The organism is Caproicibacterium sp. BJN0003 (assembly GCF_026314295.1).
Classification (GTDB): domain Bacteria; phylum Bacillota; class Clostridia; order Oscillospirales; family Acutalibacteraceae; genus Caproicibacterium.
This window is the reverse complement of sequence record NZ_CP111108.1, coordinates 113,892-131,234: the sequence shown is the minus strand read 5'-3', so window position 1 is coordinate 131,234 and position 17,343 is coordinate 113,892. Positions and strand designations below refer to the sequence as shown.

At 43.7% G+C, this 17,343-nt stretch carries 15 protein-coding genes and 1 pseudogene; 7 read left to right on the top strand and 9 right to left on the bottom strand.

What is annotated here, in order from left to right; translation table 11 throughout:
• The first annotated feature begins 19 nt into the window (after positions 1 to 19).
• Positions 20 to 1,084, top strand: coding sequence for a galactose ABC transporter substrate-binding protein (locus tag OP489_RS00655; protein ID WP_266162464.1), 1,065 nt, complete (start codon positions 20 to 22; stop codon positions 1,082 to 1,084).
• A 67-nt stretch (positions 1,085 to 1,151) separates the two neighbouring features.
• Positions 1,152 to 1,517 (top strand): metal-dependent transcriptional regulator, encoded by a 366-nt coding sequence (locus OP489_RS00650; RefSeq protein WP_266162463.1) that lies wholly within the window; start codon positions 1,152 to 1,154, stop codon positions 1,515 to 1,517.
• A gap of 94 nt (positions 1,518 to 1,611) precedes the next feature.
• Here the strand turns inward: OP489_RS00650 and OP489_RS00645 are convergent, their stop codons facing one another.
• Complete coding sequence (locus tag OP489_RS00645) at positions 1,612 to 2,838, bottom strand: quaternary amine ABC transporter ATP-binding protein (protein WP_266162462.1); 1,227 nt, start codon at positions 2,836 to 2,838, stop codon at positions 1,612 to 1,614.
• The gene (locus tag OP489_RS00640) at positions 2,825 to 4,723 is read right to left on the bottom strand and encodes a glycine betaine ABC transporter substrate-binding protein (protein WP_266162461.1); all 1,899 of its coding nucleotides are present in this window, start codon (positions 4,721 to 4,723) and stop codon (positions 2,825 to 2,827) included. The genes OP489_RS00645 and OP489_RS00640 overlap by 14 nt, the downstream gene beginning before the upstream one ends.
• Positions 4,724 to 4,906: 183 nt before the next feature.
• On the opposite strand from OP489_RS00640, the gene OP489_RS00635 reads away from it, so the two are divergent.
• The gene (locus OP489_RS00635) at positions 4,907 to 5,392 is read left to right on the top strand and encodes a hypothetical protein (protein ID WP_266162460.1); all 486 of its coding nucleotides are present in this window, start codon (positions 4,907 to 4,909) and stop codon (positions 5,390 to 5,392) included.
• A gap of 63 nt (positions 5,393 to 5,455) precedes the next feature.
• On the opposite strand, the gene OP489_RS00630 is transcribed toward OP489_RS00635, so the two are convergent.
• Positions 5,456 to 6,727 (bottom strand): DUF1015 domain-containing protein, encoded by a 1,272-nt coding sequence (locus OP489_RS00630; RefSeq protein WP_266162459.1) that lies wholly within the window; start codon positions 6,725 to 6,727, stop codon positions 5,456 to 5,458.
• 199 nt (positions 6,728 to 6,926) lie between these two features.
• Between OP489_RS00630 and OP489_RS00625 the strand changes: the two genes are divergently transcribed.
• Genes OP489_RS00625 through OP489_RS00610 form a run of 4 tightly spaced genes read left to right on the top strand, consistent with a single transcriptional unit; the run spans position 6,927 to position 11,666 of the window.
• Complete coding sequence (locus OP489_RS00625; RefSeq protein ID WP_266162458.1) at positions 6,927 to 7,949, top strand: ATP-binding cassette domain-containing protein; 1,023 nt, start codon at positions 6,927 to 6,929, stop codon at positions 7,947 to 7,949.
• Complete coding sequence (locus tag OP489_RS00620) at positions 7,946 to 8,650, top strand: ABC transporter permease subunit (RefSeq protein WP_266162457.1); 705 nt, start codon at positions 7,946 to 7,948, stop codon at positions 8,648 to 8,650. Before OP489_RS00625 ends, OP489_RS00620 begins: the two co-directional genes overlap by 4 nt.
• A 13-nt stretch (positions 8,651 to 8,663) precedes the next feature.
• The gene (locus OP489_RS00615) at positions 8,664 to 10,244 is read left to right on the top strand and encodes a Gldg family protein (protein WP_266162456.1); all 1,581 of its coding nucleotides are present in this window, start codon (positions 8,664 to 8,666) and stop codon (positions 10,242 to 10,244) included.
• Positions 10,245 to 11,666: a DUF4340 domain-containing protein gene (locus OP489_RS00610; protein WP_266162455.1), complete on the top strand. Its 1,422-nt coding sequence runs from the start codon at positions 10,245 to 10,247 to the stop codon at positions 11,664 to 11,666. It abuts the gene before it with no gap.
• A 44-nt stretch (positions 11,667 to 11,710) separates the two neighbouring features.
• Here the strand turns inward: OP489_RS00610 and OP489_RS00605 are convergent, their stop codons facing one another.
• From OP489_RS00605 to OP489_RS00580, 6 genes and pseudogenes are all read right to left on the bottom strand, one after another.
• A complete protein-coding gene (locus tag OP489_RS00605) occupies positions 11,711 to 12,994 on the bottom strand; it encodes a chloride channel protein (protein WP_266162454.1) in 1,284 nt (427 codons plus the stop codon).
• Positions 12,995 to 13,160: 166 nt separating this feature from the next.
• Complete coding sequence (locus OP489_RS00600) at positions 13,161 to 13,595, bottom strand: hypothetical protein (protein ID WP_266162453.1); 435 nt, start codon at positions 13,593 to 13,595, stop codon at positions 13,161 to 13,163.
• Positions 13,596 to 13,610: 15 nt separating this feature from the next.
• Complete coding sequence (locus OP489_RS00595) at positions 13,611 to 14,045, bottom strand: cell wall hydrolase (protein ID WP_266162452.1); 435 nt, start codon at positions 14,043 to 14,045, stop codon at positions 13,611 to 13,613.
• Positions 14,046 to 14,228: 183 nt separating this feature from the next.
• A complete protein-coding gene (gene nrdG, locus OP489_RS00590) occupies positions 14,229 to 14,747 on the bottom strand; it encodes an anaerobic ribonucleoside-triphosphate reductase activating protein (protein WP_266162451.1) in 519 nt (172 codons plus the stop codon).
• Positions 14,734 to 14,853: pseudogene (nrdD, locus tag OP489_RS00585) on the bottom strand (anaerobic ribonucleoside-triphosphate reductase); the annotation flags it as partial. The gene nrdG and the pseudogene nrdD, both read right to left, overlap by 14 nt.
• Positions 14,854 to 14,941: 88 nt before the next feature.
• Positions 14,942 to 17,242, bottom strand: coding sequence for an anaerobic ribonucleoside triphosphate reductase (locus OP489_RS00580; protein WP_266162449.1), 2,301 nt, complete (start codon positions 17,240 to 17,242; stop codon positions 14,942 to 14,944).
• Positions 17,243 to 17,343: the final 101 nt, after the last annotated feature.

Here is a 17,343-nt window from a genome sequence, read left to right as displayed (position 1 = left end):
GAAAAAGGAGGCTTCTACTATGAGATTCTGGAAACGTACCATTCCTTTACTGATTGTGACCGGACTTTTTCTCTCTATCTGCGGCTGTTCAGACAACAAAAAATCATCTCAGTCCATTGAAACAATTCGAATCGGCATTGCTGCCTATCGTATGGATGACGCTTTTATTTCCTCACTCTGTGATAATATGGAACAGTATGCTAAAAAACAGGAGTCTCTTCTGGGAAAGAAAATCATTCTTACCATTGCGGATGGAAAAGACAATCAGTCTATTCAAAATGATCAGGTTGATAACTTCATTAATCAAGCCTACAATGTGATCTGTGTAAACGAAGTAGACCGCACCGTCTCGGCAGTCATTATTGATAAAGCCCAGCGTGCCAATATTCCGATTATCTTTTTTAACCGTGAACCGGTTCAAGAGGATCTGCAAATGTGGAATAAAGCCTATTATGTAGGCACTGATGCCAAACAGTCCGGCATGCTACAGGGGCAAATGGTTTTGGATGCGCTTAAAAGGAACCCCTCCATTGACAAAAATGGGGATGGAAAGTTGCAGTATGTGATGTTGGAAGGGGAACCTGTTCATCAGGATTCCGTGTTGAGAACCGAGTATTCTGTAAAATCAATCACAGACGGCGGTGTCCCTATGGAAAAGCTTGCGAATGCCTCTGCAAACTGGCAGCGCAATCAGGCTTCTTCTAAGATGCAGCAATGGTTGGACAGTGGCTTAGGCGATCAGATTGAAGTCGTTATCTCCAATAATGACGATATGGCGTTGGGCGCAATCGAGGCACTCAAGAAGAAAAATCTTTTGTATTCAAACGGCGGACCTTTGGTGGTAGGAATTGATGCAATTGAACCGGCTTTGGATGCCATTCGGGATGGGTCTCTTTACGGAACCATTAAAAATGACGCCGACGCGCAGGCCGAAACCATTGTCGGAATGGCTTGTATCCTTTCAGCCGACGGCGATCCTTCCCAGTCTTATCCGGTTACAGATGGTCAGTATGTGCGTATTCCGCATTCCATTATAACCGCTCAAAATTTAGAAACTACTACGTCATCTTCCTCAGTTGGTTGAACTTGTAAAAATCATTCAAGTGTGATAAAATAGTATAAAAATTTTTTATAAAAAGGTGGGAGTACAGATGAAAATTCAGGAATCCGGAGAAAACTATCTGGAAACCATCCTGATTCTTCAGGAACGTACCGGAAATGTTCACTCTGTCGATATTGCACGAGAGATGAATTTTTCAAAGCCAAGTGTCTGTAGAGCTGTTTCAGTTCTTCGAAAAGCAGGTCACTTGACAATGGCAGAAGACGGGCAGATTACCCTGACCAGTTCCGGTGAAAAAATTGCAGATAATATTTATGCGCGGCATCGTTTTTTAACAAATTTTTTGATCTCTATCGACGTAACTCCAGAGGTTGCCGCAGCCGATGCCTGCCGAATTGAACATGATATCAGTGAAGAAACCTTTGCGCGTCTACAAGAACATTTTTCGCAGAAATAAAGGTTCGCTAAATTTCCTTATATTCCTTTTTAACATCACAAATCCCCCAACCGTAGTTTTATTTTTCTACGATTGGGGGATTTGTTTCTCTTCTTTACAACATGGAAGAAAGCACAGAAGCTTTTGTTACAATTCCCAAAAGTCTTCCGTCTTCGCCTAAAACCGCAAGCGGATATTTTGCCTTAGCAGCTACCGGCATAATATCGCTAATCAAAGTATCCGGTGTTGTCGTCTCTACATCATGAAGCTGTACCTCTGCAAGAGAAAGACGCTCTCGGCTGCTTCTGACTGCACCCTCGATGTTAACGATCCCCTGCAATTTAATTTCATGATCAACCACATACGCAGTAGAAGTCCCGTTCCTTTTCATTTCCTGAATTGCAAACTGCGGGCTGTCCTTCAGCCGCACAACACAAGAGGGAGTCATCATGATATGCTTTACCGTAAGAACCTTTGTCTTATCGGCGCTGCCAATAAATTCACGCACATAGTCATCTGCCGGATGAGCGCTCATTTCCTCCGGTGTTCCGATTTGAATCAGACGCCCGTCTCGCATAATGGCGACTTGATCTCCAAGCTTAAACGCTTCATCAATATCGTGCGTGATAAAAATAACCGTCTTTTTAAGCTTGCGCTGAATCGATAAAAGTTCAAACTGCATATCTTTTCGAACTAATGGGTCCAAAGCGGAAAATGGTTCGTCCATCAGAAGAACTTCCGGATCATTTGCAAGTGCTCGGGCAATTCCCACGCGTTGTTTCATGCCGCCGGAAAGATCATTGATAGAGGAATGTTCCAACCCCTTTAATCCAACCATCTCTATCATTTCGGCAGCTTTGCGTTCCCGCTCCACCCGAGAAACGCCTTTTACCTCCAGTCCATAAGCGACATTTCCCATTACATCGCGGTGTGACATCAGCCCAAAATTCTGAAATACCATTGAAATTTTATCCCGACGATAATTAATTAGATCCTTTTTCCCAAACTCGCCAATTTTGCTATCTTCAAAAATCACTTTTCCAGAAGTGGGCTTATGCAGCATATTGAGCGTCCTAACAAGTGTAGACTTTCCAGAACCCGACAGACCAATAATTACAAAGATGCTGTTCTTCTTGACTGAAAAGCTAACATCCCACAAAGCCATAGTCACACCGGTTTTTTCAAAAATTTCATTTTTTCCGGCGCCGGCTTCCGCCATCTTGGCAGCTTCCTGCTTATTCGCTCCATAAAGTTTCGTTAGATGACTAACCCGAATAATATCCTCACTTTGAGGGGATTCTTCCATCTGGTTCTCCTGAATTATTAAATCATTGTTTGCCATCTGTCTTTTTCTCCCCTTTCTTGAGTATTCCCTGCGTCATGCGATCCATCAAAATTGCAACGATAACAACCGCACTGCCTGCCAACAAGCCACGTCCAATCTCAATCCGGTTGACACTGATCAAAACTTCCATTCCAAGTCCGGAAGCCCCGATCATAGAACAAGTGACCACCATAGACATCGCCATCATCAGCGTCTGATTGACACCGGTTAAAATGGTTGGCATTGCCTGCGGGATCTGCACTTTCCATAAAGTCTGCATACGGGTAGAGCCAAATGACTTTGCTGCCTCCACCACTTCAGGATCAACCTGACGAATTCCGTGGCTAGTGAGTCTAATAACCGGCACAATCGCATAAACCAAAGTTGCAATAACTGCCGGCGCTTTTCCCAATCCATAAAACAGGACTGCCGGAATCAAATAAACGAAGACAGGCATGGTCTGCATCGTATCCAGAATTGGCCGAACAATTCGATTGGCACGGTCACTGCCCGAAATTAAAACTCCGATAGGCAACCCCAGCAAAAGTGAAATCAGTACAGAAGCAATTACAATGGAAAGCGTCTCATACATCATATCCCATAATCCGATCATACCAATCACAGAGAGCAAGACTGCATATAAAACACCGGTACGAATCTTATGGTTCATTTTCCAGCCGGCAACAAATACCAAGGCCATCATCAGCCACCATGGAATAATTGAAAGAATTCCAGAAATGGCAGAAATCAAACTGTTAATTCCGTTCTTCTGTGCATTAAAGAAAGCAGCGCCCGACGAGGCAAACGATTTAACCGAAGTATCAAAAGAGGTAACATCAATCGGAAGCTGAAATGGGAACTGCAAAAAATAATTTTTCTTTTTTTCTGTCAGCCCCAGTGAAGCCTTTACCGCTTCCGCTTTGTCAGGATCTTGTACCCATTGATTAACCAAATCCTGGTGCTTCGTTAAGAACCATTTAGCAGTATCCGTATAGCTGACACCAGGGTTGTCCTGCATATAAGCAAGTGCCTCGTTAATCAGCGCACTTGAAGTACGATAACGTTTTAAAAAAGAACAGTAGTCTGCATTGTTCGGATTGTTTGCAAATAAATTGCTTGTCGCAATCGTTACATCGACGGATGGGCAAGCTGTACGTCCCTCTTTATAGCTCGCAGCATCTGTATAAGGAACATCCCCCAAAAGCACCATATCAAGCTTTCCCAAAAGCCATGTGGGACTCCAATAATAGCCGACAATGGGCTCTCCTTTTTGATAAGCAGAAGTAAACGCTGCCGAAAGTGCCGAATCCGAACCGGGCTGAAAATAATTATACATAGCATCAAGGCCATTAAATGAAACCTTTTTCTTCATGATTTCATTTACTTCCCACCCGGGAATTGCCCCATAAATTCTGCCCTTAGAAGGGTCTTCAGGGTCTTTAAAAAGACTCGCATACTTTTTCAGGTCCTGCACCGTTTTCAAATCCGGCGCCATAGGCTCGATCCCACGTGAGGCGTCACCTTCGATCACATAGCGCGGCACATAGAACCCCTGAATATTATCATCAAAATTCGTTCCCATCTCCTGAAAGAGACCGGCTTTTAAATCAGTCGCATAGCTTTGAATATTATCGGTCCACTCTTCCATGTTCACATCAATCTCACCTTTTGTGAGTGCCTCATGCATAATCGGTGTAGAACCGGAAGTCTCCGACCATGTATACCCATACCCGGATTGCGCAATCAAACCCGCGACCGCATTGTTAAAACGGACACTGTCCCAGCCAACATCTGCAAATTTAATTTCTCCTTTGCTGCTGGAAGAATTGCCGCATCCAGTAAATTGTACGCAAATTCCTACAGCCAAAATGGCAGTCAACAGTACCGACAGCACTCTTTTCATTTTTTCTCCTCCTTTTAAAAAAATTAAATGGTATTATTTAATTATACCATAAAATTTTGTCTTAATATTATTTTCCATTTTTATTTAAAAATTGTTCAAAATTAGAAGTTTTAAAACAATCTTGTACCTTTTTGATGGGGTGTGTATAATCGATTTATCAAAAGGAAGAGGATGAGACAAAAAATGGAAATTGAGCGAAAATTTTTAATGGAACAAAAACCTCAGGGACTTCCCATTTTGGAACAAGCAGTTGTTTACCAAGGCTATCTCTGTACAAAGCCGACTGTGCGCATTCGGAAAAAACAAGTTGCGAATAACGTTCCTACCTTTCGGCTCTGCATTAAAGGAAAGGGCACTTTATGCCGTACCGAAGTGGAGACTGATCTTACAGAGCAGCAGTTCACCGAACTCTGTGGACTTCTTTCCCGTGAGATGGTAAGAAAAGATTACACCGTCTATGCGCTGCCCGATGGAAAAAAGCTAGAATACAGCGTAGTCGATTCTGGGAAACTAACTTCTTTCTGCTATGCAGAAGTAGAATTTTCTTCAACAGAAGATGCAAATGCGTTTATTCCGCCTGAATTTTTAGGGCGGGAGGTCACCGAAGTCCCCGGATTTACCATGTCGGATTATTGGGAAGAGACTTCAAAATCATCTGACAAAGGCTAAAAAATAAAAAAGCATGTGCCAAAATCGACACACGCTCTTTAGAGACTTTTTATTTTTTCATGATTAGAAATCCATCTTGTTCATCGCAAGGCCGGTAATCAGCTTCGGATAAAAATAAGTGGATTTTTGGGGCATTTTTTCTCCGGCAGCCGCTACGTCACGAATCTCCGTTACACGGGTAGGATTCATCAAAAATGCACACTGGCTCTTTTTCTGCCGCACACTTTCGAGTGCTTCATCCAGATCACGAGTATAAGATAGATTAATCTGCTTTGCCATATTTTCCTTGTCGATTCCAAGATACTTTTCAAGAATCATCGTATGGAGCACAGCAACATCAAGCTCCTGACTTGCCTTAGATTTTTCCGGCAGATAAGTTTTCATCACGGCAGGATCCTTTAAGACAAGCAGATTCCAGCTTTCGCCGCCGCAGTAGCAAGCAAACGCTTTTTCGCCCTTTTGATAGCACTCAGTCAACGTTGCCTGAATTTTGTCGGTCCTTTCGTAAGAGGTCACTCGAAATTCCTGCTCACAGTCCTTTAGAAGCTTTTTCTCATCAAAATTCGGAAGGTCATGGATTAAACGATGGGTCGGGAAAACGACTAGGCCTTCATTCTCCATATCCACCAGCATCATCATGCAATAATCCGGTTCCGGTGAAATCACACCCTGCTCCCGGCACCAGTTACGGAAATTAAGCGCTGTTTCATAGCGGTGATGACCGTCTGCAATATAGAGTTTTCTCATAGAAAAATCGTCGCAAATTGCCTCGATCGCCACCGGATCATTGACGATCCACATCCGGTGCGTCACGTTTCCATCAGAAAATTCATACCGCGGTGTATCCTTAGAAAGTGCATCGATTCTGGATTTCGTTTTGTGCTGTTCATCCATATAAAGGGAATAAATTTGGCTAAAGTTACAATATGTCGCCTTCATCAAATGGAAGCGATCCTCTTTTGCCTTGCTGAGCGTCTCTTCATGCGGTAAAATGACGCCTTTATCAAATTCAATCAGCTTAACCCGACAAATCAGGCCCTTAATTTTCTTTGTTTCACCGTAAGCTTTAAATTCTTCCTCATAAATATAAATTCCGGGCTGAGTATCCTCGCGGAGGATGCCGTCTTTGAGCCATGTATCAAGCGTGCGTCCGGCCTCTCCATAAGGATCTTCACCTTTGGGCAGTTCCAGACGAATCACATTTTTGGAATTTTCGTCAAGATAGGCTTTTCGCTGCTCCTCACTGATGATATCATAAGGTGGACAGGTTAATTCCGCAATTTCCCCTGCCTTATCTGTATAGCGAAGTGCTCGAAATGGTTTGATAATTGCCATACACTGTAACCCTCCTACTGTTTTTTGAACTTTTATACACTCTATTTTAAACGGTGACACTGTTTCCGTCAAGCAAAACCCAACTTTAGGAATCACGGAATCTTCACATAATGTTCAGATAGTATTTTTATAATAGAAACTAATCTGTGTCCGAAACTTTTATAAAGCTTCCCCACATCAAAAAGGAGTGAATTCCAGATTGATTAACGTCAGTCACCTTTCCAAACGATATGGCCTTTTTACGGCCCTCGACGATATCACCTTTTCAGTGGAAGGCAGTGGTGTCGTCGGCTTTTTAGGTCCAAATGGTGCAGGAAAATCCACCACCATGAATATTTTGACCGGATACCTTTCTGCAACCGACGGAACGGTTCTTATTGGCGGTCATAATATTCTGGACGAACCCAACCAAGCAAAATCGCTGATTGGATATCTTCCGGAAATGCCCCCGCTCTATATGGATATGACCGTGCGCGAATATCTCAGCTTTATCTTTGACCTCAAAAAAATTCGGATGCCAAAAGAAGAACATATTGAAAAGATCTGCAAAGAATCCGGTATTTGGGATGTCTCCTCCCGGCTGATTGCGAACCTTTCCAAAGGATATCGTCAGCGGGTAGGACTTGCACAGGCACTGCTCGGTGATCCTCCGCTCTTAATTTTGGATGAACCCACTGTCGGGCTTGATCCAAAGCAAATTATTGAGATCCGAAATTTTATTAAAGAGCTTGGAAAAGAACATACCGTATTGCTTTCTTCCCATATTCTCCCGGAAATTGAAGCGACCTGTTCTCGAATTCTCGTCATCAATCACGGGCGTCTTGTAGCTGATGGAAATCCGGAATCACTCTCTGAAAATATGGAAGAGCCTCATTTACAGCTGATTCTACAAGCGCCGCGTGACGAATCGCTTTCCGCTTTACGAAAGCTGCCTTCCGTAAAAGTGGCGGTCTGCTCCGAACGTCGGGAAAACGGCACTTGCCTTTTCTCAATCGAAGAAAAAGACGACGCTCGCAAGGAGATTTTTTCTCTCTGCAAAGAGCAGGATTGGCCTATTTTGGAGCTTCATTCTCATGAGCAGAGTCTGGAAGAAGTCTTTCTGCGCCTGACAAGCGGTGAATATGATGATGGACATTTACTGCCAAAAAATGATTCTCCATCTGTATCTTCCGCCGCTGCGGATGCTTCTGCCGATTCTAAAGAAGGGAGCGATAAAGAATGAAAGCCATTTTTAAAAGGGAACTGAATTCCTATTTTCATTCTCCGATTGCCTATGTCTGTATCGGCGTTTTGTTGGCGCTCTATGGATTTTTTTATTACAATGTTTTGCTTTTGCAGACTTCTACTTATATCTCCAGTGTATACAGTTCCATGTTTCTTTTTAACATGCTGGTCATTCCGATCATTACGATGCGAAGCTTCAGTGAAGAGCGAAAGAACAAAACCGATCAGGCACTTTTAACAGCACCGGTCGGCACCTATGCAATCGCTTTCGGAAAATTTTTGGCAGCATTATTGGTGTTTGCCGTTTCTCTAGTAGGGTCTCTAATTCCCGCCTTCGTAATTGGTATTTTTTCATCGCCTAACTGGGCAATTATTTTTGGCGACATCCTCGGCACCCTTTTTTATGGCGCCGCCATGATCGCTATCAGTATGTTTCTCTCTTCGCTGACTGAAAATCAGATTGTCGCCGCCATCAGTTCGATGGGGGTTGCAGTCTTTTTGATGGTGATCGATCAAATTGGTTCGATCGTCAGCAATTCAGTCGTTACTCAGATTATTAACTGGATTTCCTTTAACACCCGTTATAAAACATTTACTTCCGGCGTCTTTGACCTTTCTTCGCTGGTCTTTTTCCTGTCGGTCGCTGCGGCTTTTCTCTTCCTGACGGCACGTCGTCTCGAAGGCCGCCGCTGGAACTAAGGAGGTGTACTCGATGAAAAGTACAAAAGATCCTCAAGAAAAAGCAGTAAAGAAGGCAGCTAAGAAAGCAAAAAAAGAAGCGGTCAAGGCACAAAAGAAAGCCTTTCACAAGCCTTTAAAAGAGACTCTGCGCTCTCCGAAATTTCGCCATGGAACCGCGGCCAATGTATTCACCGTTGGACTTCTTATCGTTTTGGTATTGGTGAATATTCTTGCCAGCACCCTTGTTCAAAAATATCCCAGCCTCAATTTAGATATGACAACAGGCGGTCTTAATTCTCTAAGCGACACCACAAAAGATGTTGTGAAAAATGTTTCTCAGGAAACTGATATTTATATTTTAGCTTCGGAAGCTCAAGTAAAAGGGGATCAGATTCTCTCAAACTATGGCATCAAATACAGCCAAGTTGCAAATCTCTGCGCCAAAATGGCAGAGATGAATCCCAATATCAAGATTTCATATAAGGATCTCGACACCGACCCCAGCTTTGCTTCCGGATATTCCAGCGAAAAGCTTTCCGCCGGAGATATCATTATTAAAACTTCGAGCCGATATCGCCATATCGCTTATACCGACTTATTCAATATCAGCTCTGATTACACCGGTTCTACCGCCATTTATTCTCTGGTGGATTCTACACTAGCCAGTGCAATCAACAATGTAAATGCAAACACTTTGCCCATTGTTGCCATTGATACAGGACACCAGGAACAGTTGGATACTACCGCAATGGGAAAAATTCTCTCTGGCAGCAACTTTGAAACAAAATCTTTCAATCTTTTGACGGATGCAATCCCAGACAATACTCAATTAATTATTCTCGCAACTCCTTCAAACGATCTGACAGCGGATGAAGTCGAAAAACTGCAGTCTTATTTGAAAGATTCTTCCCGTGCTGTCGACCGTGGTCTTGCGGTAACATTCTATCCCAATCAATCCGCCATGCCGAACCTGACTTCTCTCTTAAAAGAATGGGGGATTGAACCGCAGCGCAATTACGTTGCTGAAAGCAACTCACAAAAATATTTGAGCCAAGACCCGACTTATCTTTTGGCACAGGCGCAGAACAGTGTAACGCTTAACAGCAACCATTCCTACAACCTCTTGATTGCTCCTGCGAGCGTTCCTTTTAATTTACTTTTCTCCGAGCAAAACGGAATTAAAACCTATTCGCTCATGAAAACTTCATCCACCTGTTACGCGTTGAGCATGGATCAGCAGGCAACCGGTGAGGAGAAAAACAACCAACAGGCATTTGATATTGCCGTTCTCGCACAGAGCACTGTTTCTTCTAACGGAAATGATTATCACGCAAACGTAGTAGCCCTTGGCAGTTCGCCTTTCTTTGTAGATGGGATTGTTAACTCCAGTACCTTTAATAATTCAACCTGGACCGCTGATCTTGCACGCTACATGACCGGCAGCAATGACAGCGGCACGATCCCCACAAAATCCGTACAAACAAACACCATGGATATTTCGATTCCTACCGGTGTAATTAATTTCTTGGGAGTCGGTGTCTTTACCTTCCTGATTCCAATGTGCTTTGCCGTTGCCGGAATTGTGGTTTACCGCAAGAGGAGGCGTCTATAAGTGAAATCCTCCCCCAAAAACAAATTTGTGATCCTTGGAATTTTGGCGGTGGCTTTGATCGCTGTAATTGCTGCTCTGAACTTTTCAGGAAACCGTTCAGGCAATTCTGCTTCTTCCTCTGTTTCCACCACCGAAATTTCGCTTTTGAATCAAGGCCTTTCTAACCTGAAACAGATAGAGGTGCAAAATTCCAACGGCAGTTATACGTTAGTCCGTGACGAATCAGCAACCGAAGCAGCACAGTCCGCATCATCCGGCGGCAGCACCGATCCTGTCTTTACAATCAAAGAGCTCGCCGGTTATGATCTTGATTCTACTGCTGTAAAAGCAGCAGCACAAAATGGCTGTGCGCTCTCCGCCTCTAAAGCGATCGATATATCTTCCGGCTCTTCGGGCACTTCCGGATTTGGTTTGGAAAATCCGCTGGCAACCATGAAAATGACTTATGAGGACGGATCCAGTGCCACCCTTTTGATTGGCGGTCAACCACCGCTTTCGGAATCCAGCCGATATGTACAGCTTGAAGGCAGCGATACTATTTATATTGCCGGAATTGAAGATGCCATCCTTGGGGATAAATCGATTTTTCTCTCAAAGCAGCTTACAAATCTTACTTCTGCATCAAGTTCCGTCTCCGTTCAAAAGTTGAATCTTAAAAATAAAAACGGCACGATTGAAATTTTGCCTACTTCCTCCGGAGATAGCTATACAGTAAACGGACAGCCGGGCGACCACGATAAGATCGCCGCTCTTGGGAATCAACTAGGGGACACTTCCGCTGTCAGCGTTACCGTAATGAATCCCACAACAGATCAGCTAAAAAGCTATGGCCTTGATTCCCCTGCTTCCGTCGTTTCCTTTACGATCAACGGCGAAAGCCACACCTTTAAAATCGGGAATCTCGCCGACAGTCGCTATGCTCTGATGATGGACGACCGACCGGTTATTTATCAGCTTTCTGCTAGCGGAGCTTCTTGGATTACTGCTTCTGCTTTGACCTATCGGCAGCTAAATCCGATCTCTCAAAAGCAGGAAGACACCGCTTCTTTGAAAGCGGAAGGAAACAGCTCCGTCTATAACTTTTCTGCAGCCCGTGAAATTGATGAAAACAGTTCTACGGAAGATAATTCCACTTATAAGTACACTTATTCTTTAAATGGAACCACACTTTCGAGCAGTGACAATTACCTTTCTTTCTGGAGCAGTTTTCAGAATCTGAAAATTACCGACGAAGGATCTCCTATTTCCGGAACGCCAGAATGGACTTTCACGCTAACCGGATATGACGGCAGCAAAACTATTTATACCTTTTATAAAGTCTCCGACTCACAGGAAACAGTGGCCGTAAACGGTACTGTTTTTGGCAACTTAGACCGTTCTGATTTTACCCCTGTAATCGAAGCGCTTACCTCCTGCAAATAAAAAAGGCACTCTCCTCGTTGTAATCAATAGGAGAGTGCCTTTTTTTATTCTGCTTTTTTATTGATAAACTTTGCATGGAATTTTCCATACAGAATAGTCTGTTCGGAATAAAGACCTGTATAACCAGACAGCATGTACGAAATTGCACATGCAAGAAAGAAATACGGGGCTGTATCATATCCAAAAAGAGAACAGCTTAAAAACAAAGCTGTAATCGGGCAGTTCACTACGCCACAGAATAGGCAAACTAGACCGACTGCTGCACCAATCCCTGGGTCAATCCCTAAAAGGCCACCCATCCAACAGCCGAAGGTTGCACCAATATAAAAACTTGGCACAATTTCGCCGCCTTTAAACCCTGCGCCTAAGGTGAGTCCTGTCAAAATAATTTTTAATAGAAACGCTTCCGGTCTGGCCTCGCCTCCGATTGCACGCTCAATAATATCGCCGCCGGCCCCCTCATAATCATGAACGCCTGTCAAAAGCGTCACCAAAATAACAAGAACTCCTCCGACTGCTACGCGGATATACGGATTCGGAAAAAAGCGCTGATAAAGCTTTCCAAAGAGACGAAGCGTTCTGCAAAATAGAATTGCGACCAAAGCACAGAGTCCTGCAAGAACCGCAATCTGCAACGCCGGAAGCAAACTTATCCCTTCCTCCGATGCGTTCAGTACAAAATGAGTTGGAATCGCACCAAAGCTCTCTGCAATTCCAGATGCCAGTAAGCAGGAAATACAAACTGGGACCAATGCCGAATAATACATTACCCCAACACTGGTTATCTCCAGCGCAAAAACAGCCGCAACTACCGGCATTCCAAACAGCGCTGAAAAAACAGAGCCCATTCCACACATGGTTACCACATGCAGTGCATTCTCGTCCAACTTCATTAAACGTCCCAAGCGATAGCCTAAGCTGCCGCCGATTTGCAATGCAGCGCCTTCTCTGCCGGCAGAACCGCCAAATAAATGAGTGATACTGGTCGAAATAAAAATCAGCGGTGCCATTTTAGCAGGCAATGGTTCTTTCTCTCGAATAGATAGCAGTATCAAATTCGTCCCACGGCTTTTCTCTACACCGCAGGAACGATATAACCAAACAATCAGAAGGCCGCCCAGAGGCAAAAAATACAGCAGCCATTCATGCGTACTTCTTGTATCTGTGCACCATTCGAGTGCGTAATAAAAAAGCGTTCCGACCAAACCGCCAATAAAAACTCCAATAATCACACTTAAAAATACCCAGCGAAAAAAGATTCCCATATATTCTTTTACATGATGGGTCTTTTCCTTCAAATATTCTTTATGCTCCTCTCTAATCCGCAAAAACTCGCATCCCCTTTAATAAGTTCTAAATTTATTATAGAGTAGTCTTCCGTAAAAAACAAGTATTCCACATCTATCCTTTTGATTCAGCATTTTTTCCATTAAAAAAAGGCGAAGTCTTTCCAAAATAAAAGACTTTGCCTTTTTATACAAATACAAATAAAATTTAAATTAACCTACGCTGTTGATTATCCCGTAGATGATTAAAATTATGCTGAGGCCGTTTTCCGGGCTGATAGAAATAAACAAACTTGATAGAGAAAATATCGCAGGTAATAAAGAAATCGGACTGATCATCAAAAATAGTGATAAAAGTACGTCCTACATGAACAAGCACTCCCTGCTTACGCATAATTAGATCGGTTCCGATCAAGAACTCGGCAACGATATATTCACCGATGTTTTCAGAAAGCGTCTTTTGCACGGTACCGCGCATTTCTTCCGAGTCAAACTTTTCCTGTGGCGGAAGATAAAATCGGTTATTCTGGAGTAGTTCCTTTACACTTTCACTAGACCCTTGATGCCAATCATATTGTTCTACTTGCTTCTGACGGCTGCTGCCAGCGACTTGGCTAGACTGGTTATTTGTCGTATTAGCCATAGAGAGTGCCTCCTTTTAGGTTGTTGCATAAACAGGTGTCGGATTATAAAAGCAATGATCACCGATACGGATTGCAAATCTTCCAACATTTGAGGGAAAGTTGGCTTTACAGACCGGGTTATATGGATTAAAATACCACAGCGCAAATCCAAGACTATTCAATCGGTTCCCCGCGATTGCCCAATCTGCAATATTATAATGGACACCAGTTGGACGCATATTGTAAATATTCTGCAGATTCTGCGCTCCATAAAGGGTTTCGCGCACACAAACAAATTGTCCTTTTTGATAAACGACCGCCCGAATCGTATGTAAGCTTGCATATTCCCCATAGGTAATTTGCACCCGGTTCATCACGATACAAGCAACCGCTTTCATCCCGGTTTCTCCTTCGCCACCGGCTTCGCACTCAATGATTCGTGCCAAAATTTCCCGATCGGAAAATGCCATTCGCTTTTCCCCCTTTCAAAAAGTTCCTTTTATTCTTATGCGAATTCTTTCCCTCTCTATGCGTGTCCCAACAACATCAACCAATAAAAAAGTCGCTTTCATACAGCCATTTTCACACACAAAAAAAGCGGTGCAGCTTTCACTGCACCGCTTTTCATAAGAAAAAGTTTTTGCAACCGTTTTCTATTCATCTAAATTGTCAAGTACTACACAGCCCGCTTTTCTAGTCGCATTTAAATCGATCACTCGCTGATTGCTGCTGCCGCGAAACTGCAGGGAAAGATCCATCTGTTCCTTAATAAAGGGCCCATCAATCAGATAATCTGAAAGAGCAAGCAGCTGATCCGTCCAGTAATCTTTTTTGGCTAACAGCTCTTCATAAGTCCAGCCGGAAAAGACGGTCAAATCAAGATTCGTCTCCTCTTTGATCTTTTTTGCCAAATGAGAAAGTGCCTCTGCTTGACAAAATGGCTCTCCGCCGGAAAAAGTAACGCCCCGCAGCAAAGGATTTTCCTTCATCTCACTGAGAAATCTTTCAGGGGATTCCAGAATACCGCCTTCAAACGAATGAGTCTGTGGATTATGGCAGCCGGGGCAGTGGTGAGGACATCCCTGTACAAAAATCACATAGCGAAATCCTCGCCCATCTACAATCGATTCCGGTTCTACGCCGGCTAATCGAATCAGCTTATTTGAGTCCATGCTTTACCCGATCACGCTCTTCTGCGAGTTTTGCATCGTTCCAACGGTCAAGTGTTCCCACAAGATATCCTGTAATCCTGCGAATCCGCTCAAATCCAACGCCCTCTCCTACTTCTCTGACTGCTTCTGTTTGTGTTGTTCCAGTCATCGTAATTTCCTCCTTTAAAAATATAGAAATTTAATTATTTGATCTATTAACATCCATCGCAGCCGCAGCCCGGAATAATCGGCATATCCGGATATTTCTTGCGCAGTTCCTTAAGACGTTCAACACTGACCGGCTCTCCTTCACGGCGGCCGCAGCGCGGACAAACATTATCAATGACACCATTATACCCACAAATCGGGTCACGGTCTACAGGATGGTTGACACTGCCATAACCGACTCCCGATTCCTTCATGCAGCGAATCACCGATTCAAAAGCATCCAGATTCTTGCAGGTATCGCCGTCGAGTTCGACGTAAGAGATATGTCCCGCATTCGTCATCGCATGGTAAGGGGCCTCGGTTTGAATCTTTTTAAAAGCACTGATCGGATAATAAACCGGCACATGAAAGCTGTTGGTATAATATTCCCGATCGGTAACGCCTGGAATCACTCCGTATTTCACCTTATCAATCTTCACAAATCTTCCGGAAAGTCCCTCTGCCGGCGTTGCAAGAAGTGTAAAATTGAGATGCGTTTTCTCGCTTTCCTCATCCATGCGCTGCCTCATATGAGAAATAATCTTTAGTCCCACCTTTTGGCTCTCTGCACTTTCTCCGTGGTGTTTTCCGGTAAGAGCGACCAACGATTCTGCCAACCCAATAAAGCCAACTGAAAGTGTTCCATGCTTTAAAACTTCCGCAACACTATCCTCAGGCCCAAGCTTCTCGGAATCCAGCCAGATCCCCTGTCCCATCAGGAACGGATAGTGATAAACTTTTTTGCTGCACTGAATCTTAAAGCGGTGCAGCAGCTGACGGATCACAAGGTCAATCCGCTGATCCAAAATCTCAAAGAACTTCTTTTCGCTGCCTTTCGATTCAATTCCGATTCTCGGCAGATTAATACTGGTAAAGCTTAAGTTTCCTCTTCCGCAGGTAACTTCCTTTGTGCGGTCATGCACATTTCCCATTACACGGGTACGGCAGCCCATATAAGCGACTTCGCTGTCATAGCTTCCATCATAATACTGAAGGTTAAAAGGAGCATCCAGAAAGCTGAAATTGGGGAACAGGCGCTTTGCGCTGCATTTCATTGATTCCCGGAAAAGATCGTAATTGGGGTCGCCTTTGGAATAATTGACGCCATCTTTTACTTTAAAAATCTGCACCGGGAAAATCGGCGTCTCACCAGCGCCAAGCCCCGCCTCGGTTGCTTTGAGCAGGTTTTTCATGACCATACGCCCTTCGGGACTTGTATCCGTTCCGTAATTCAGGCTGGAGAACGGTACCTGTGCACCTGCGCGGGAATTCATGGTGTTAAGATTGTGGATCAAAGCTTCCATTGCCTGATAAGTCGCTCGATCTGTATCGGATAATGCGGACTTCACTGCAAAAGCGTTTGCTTTTTTGGCTTCCTCCTCAGAAATTTTCTGGAATCCATTCTCTTCCTGATGGCGCGGCAGATAATCACAAAGAGCTTTCTCCATTTTTTCTCCGTTGCTCATAGAAATTGTTTCCATAAGATTCTTTTTCAAATCTTCAACCAAGAGCTGCGCATCCTGCTGATTCATCCCAAAAGCAATTTCAAAATAATTTTTCAGCCCATAGAAATAAGATTTTCGGTATGTTTTAGCAACACCAGGCGCCATTGAATAATCAAAATTCGGAACAGATTGTCCACCGTGCATCTCGTTCTGATTTGCCTGAATCGCAATGCAGGCAAGGGCCGCATAGGAACGAATATCGTTCGGCTCCCGCAGGTTGCCGTGTCCAGTGCAAAATCCGTTCTTAAAAAGTTTCAGCAGATCGATCTGGCAGCAGGTCTCGGTCAGCATATAAAAATCTTCATCGTGAATATGAATGTCTCCATTCATATGTGCCGCAGCGATATCTTTTGGCAGAATATAATTGTTGACAAAGTATTTACTGCCTTCACTGCCGTATTTAAGCATCGTCCCCATGGCTGTATCTGCATCAATATTGGCGTTCTCACGCTTGATATCCGCATCTTTCGCATCCTGAAAGGTCAGCTGCCGGTAAATATTCATCAAATCCCCTTCGGCCTGACGAATCTTTGTGTGCTCCGCCCGATAAAGGATATATGCTTTTGCCGTTTGCGCATAATCTGCCTTGATCAGCTTTTCCTCTACTAAATCTTGAATTTTTTCTACATTTGGTATTTCTTTTTCAGAAAGAGAATTGAGTACCGAAGCAGTTAATGCATCCAGTGCCTTTGGAGTCATTGTCTCTGACGACACTGCATCATTCGCTTTTTTGATCGCTGTACGGATTTTATCCGCATTAAAAGTTACTTTGCTGCCATTCCTCTTAATAATTTCCTTGACCATTTCCCGAAAATCTCCTCTCCTGTTTCATCTGTACTAGTTTGTATTTTAGCACTGCTCTTTTAGGAAGTCAAGCAGTATGACACTTTATATTGACATATTTT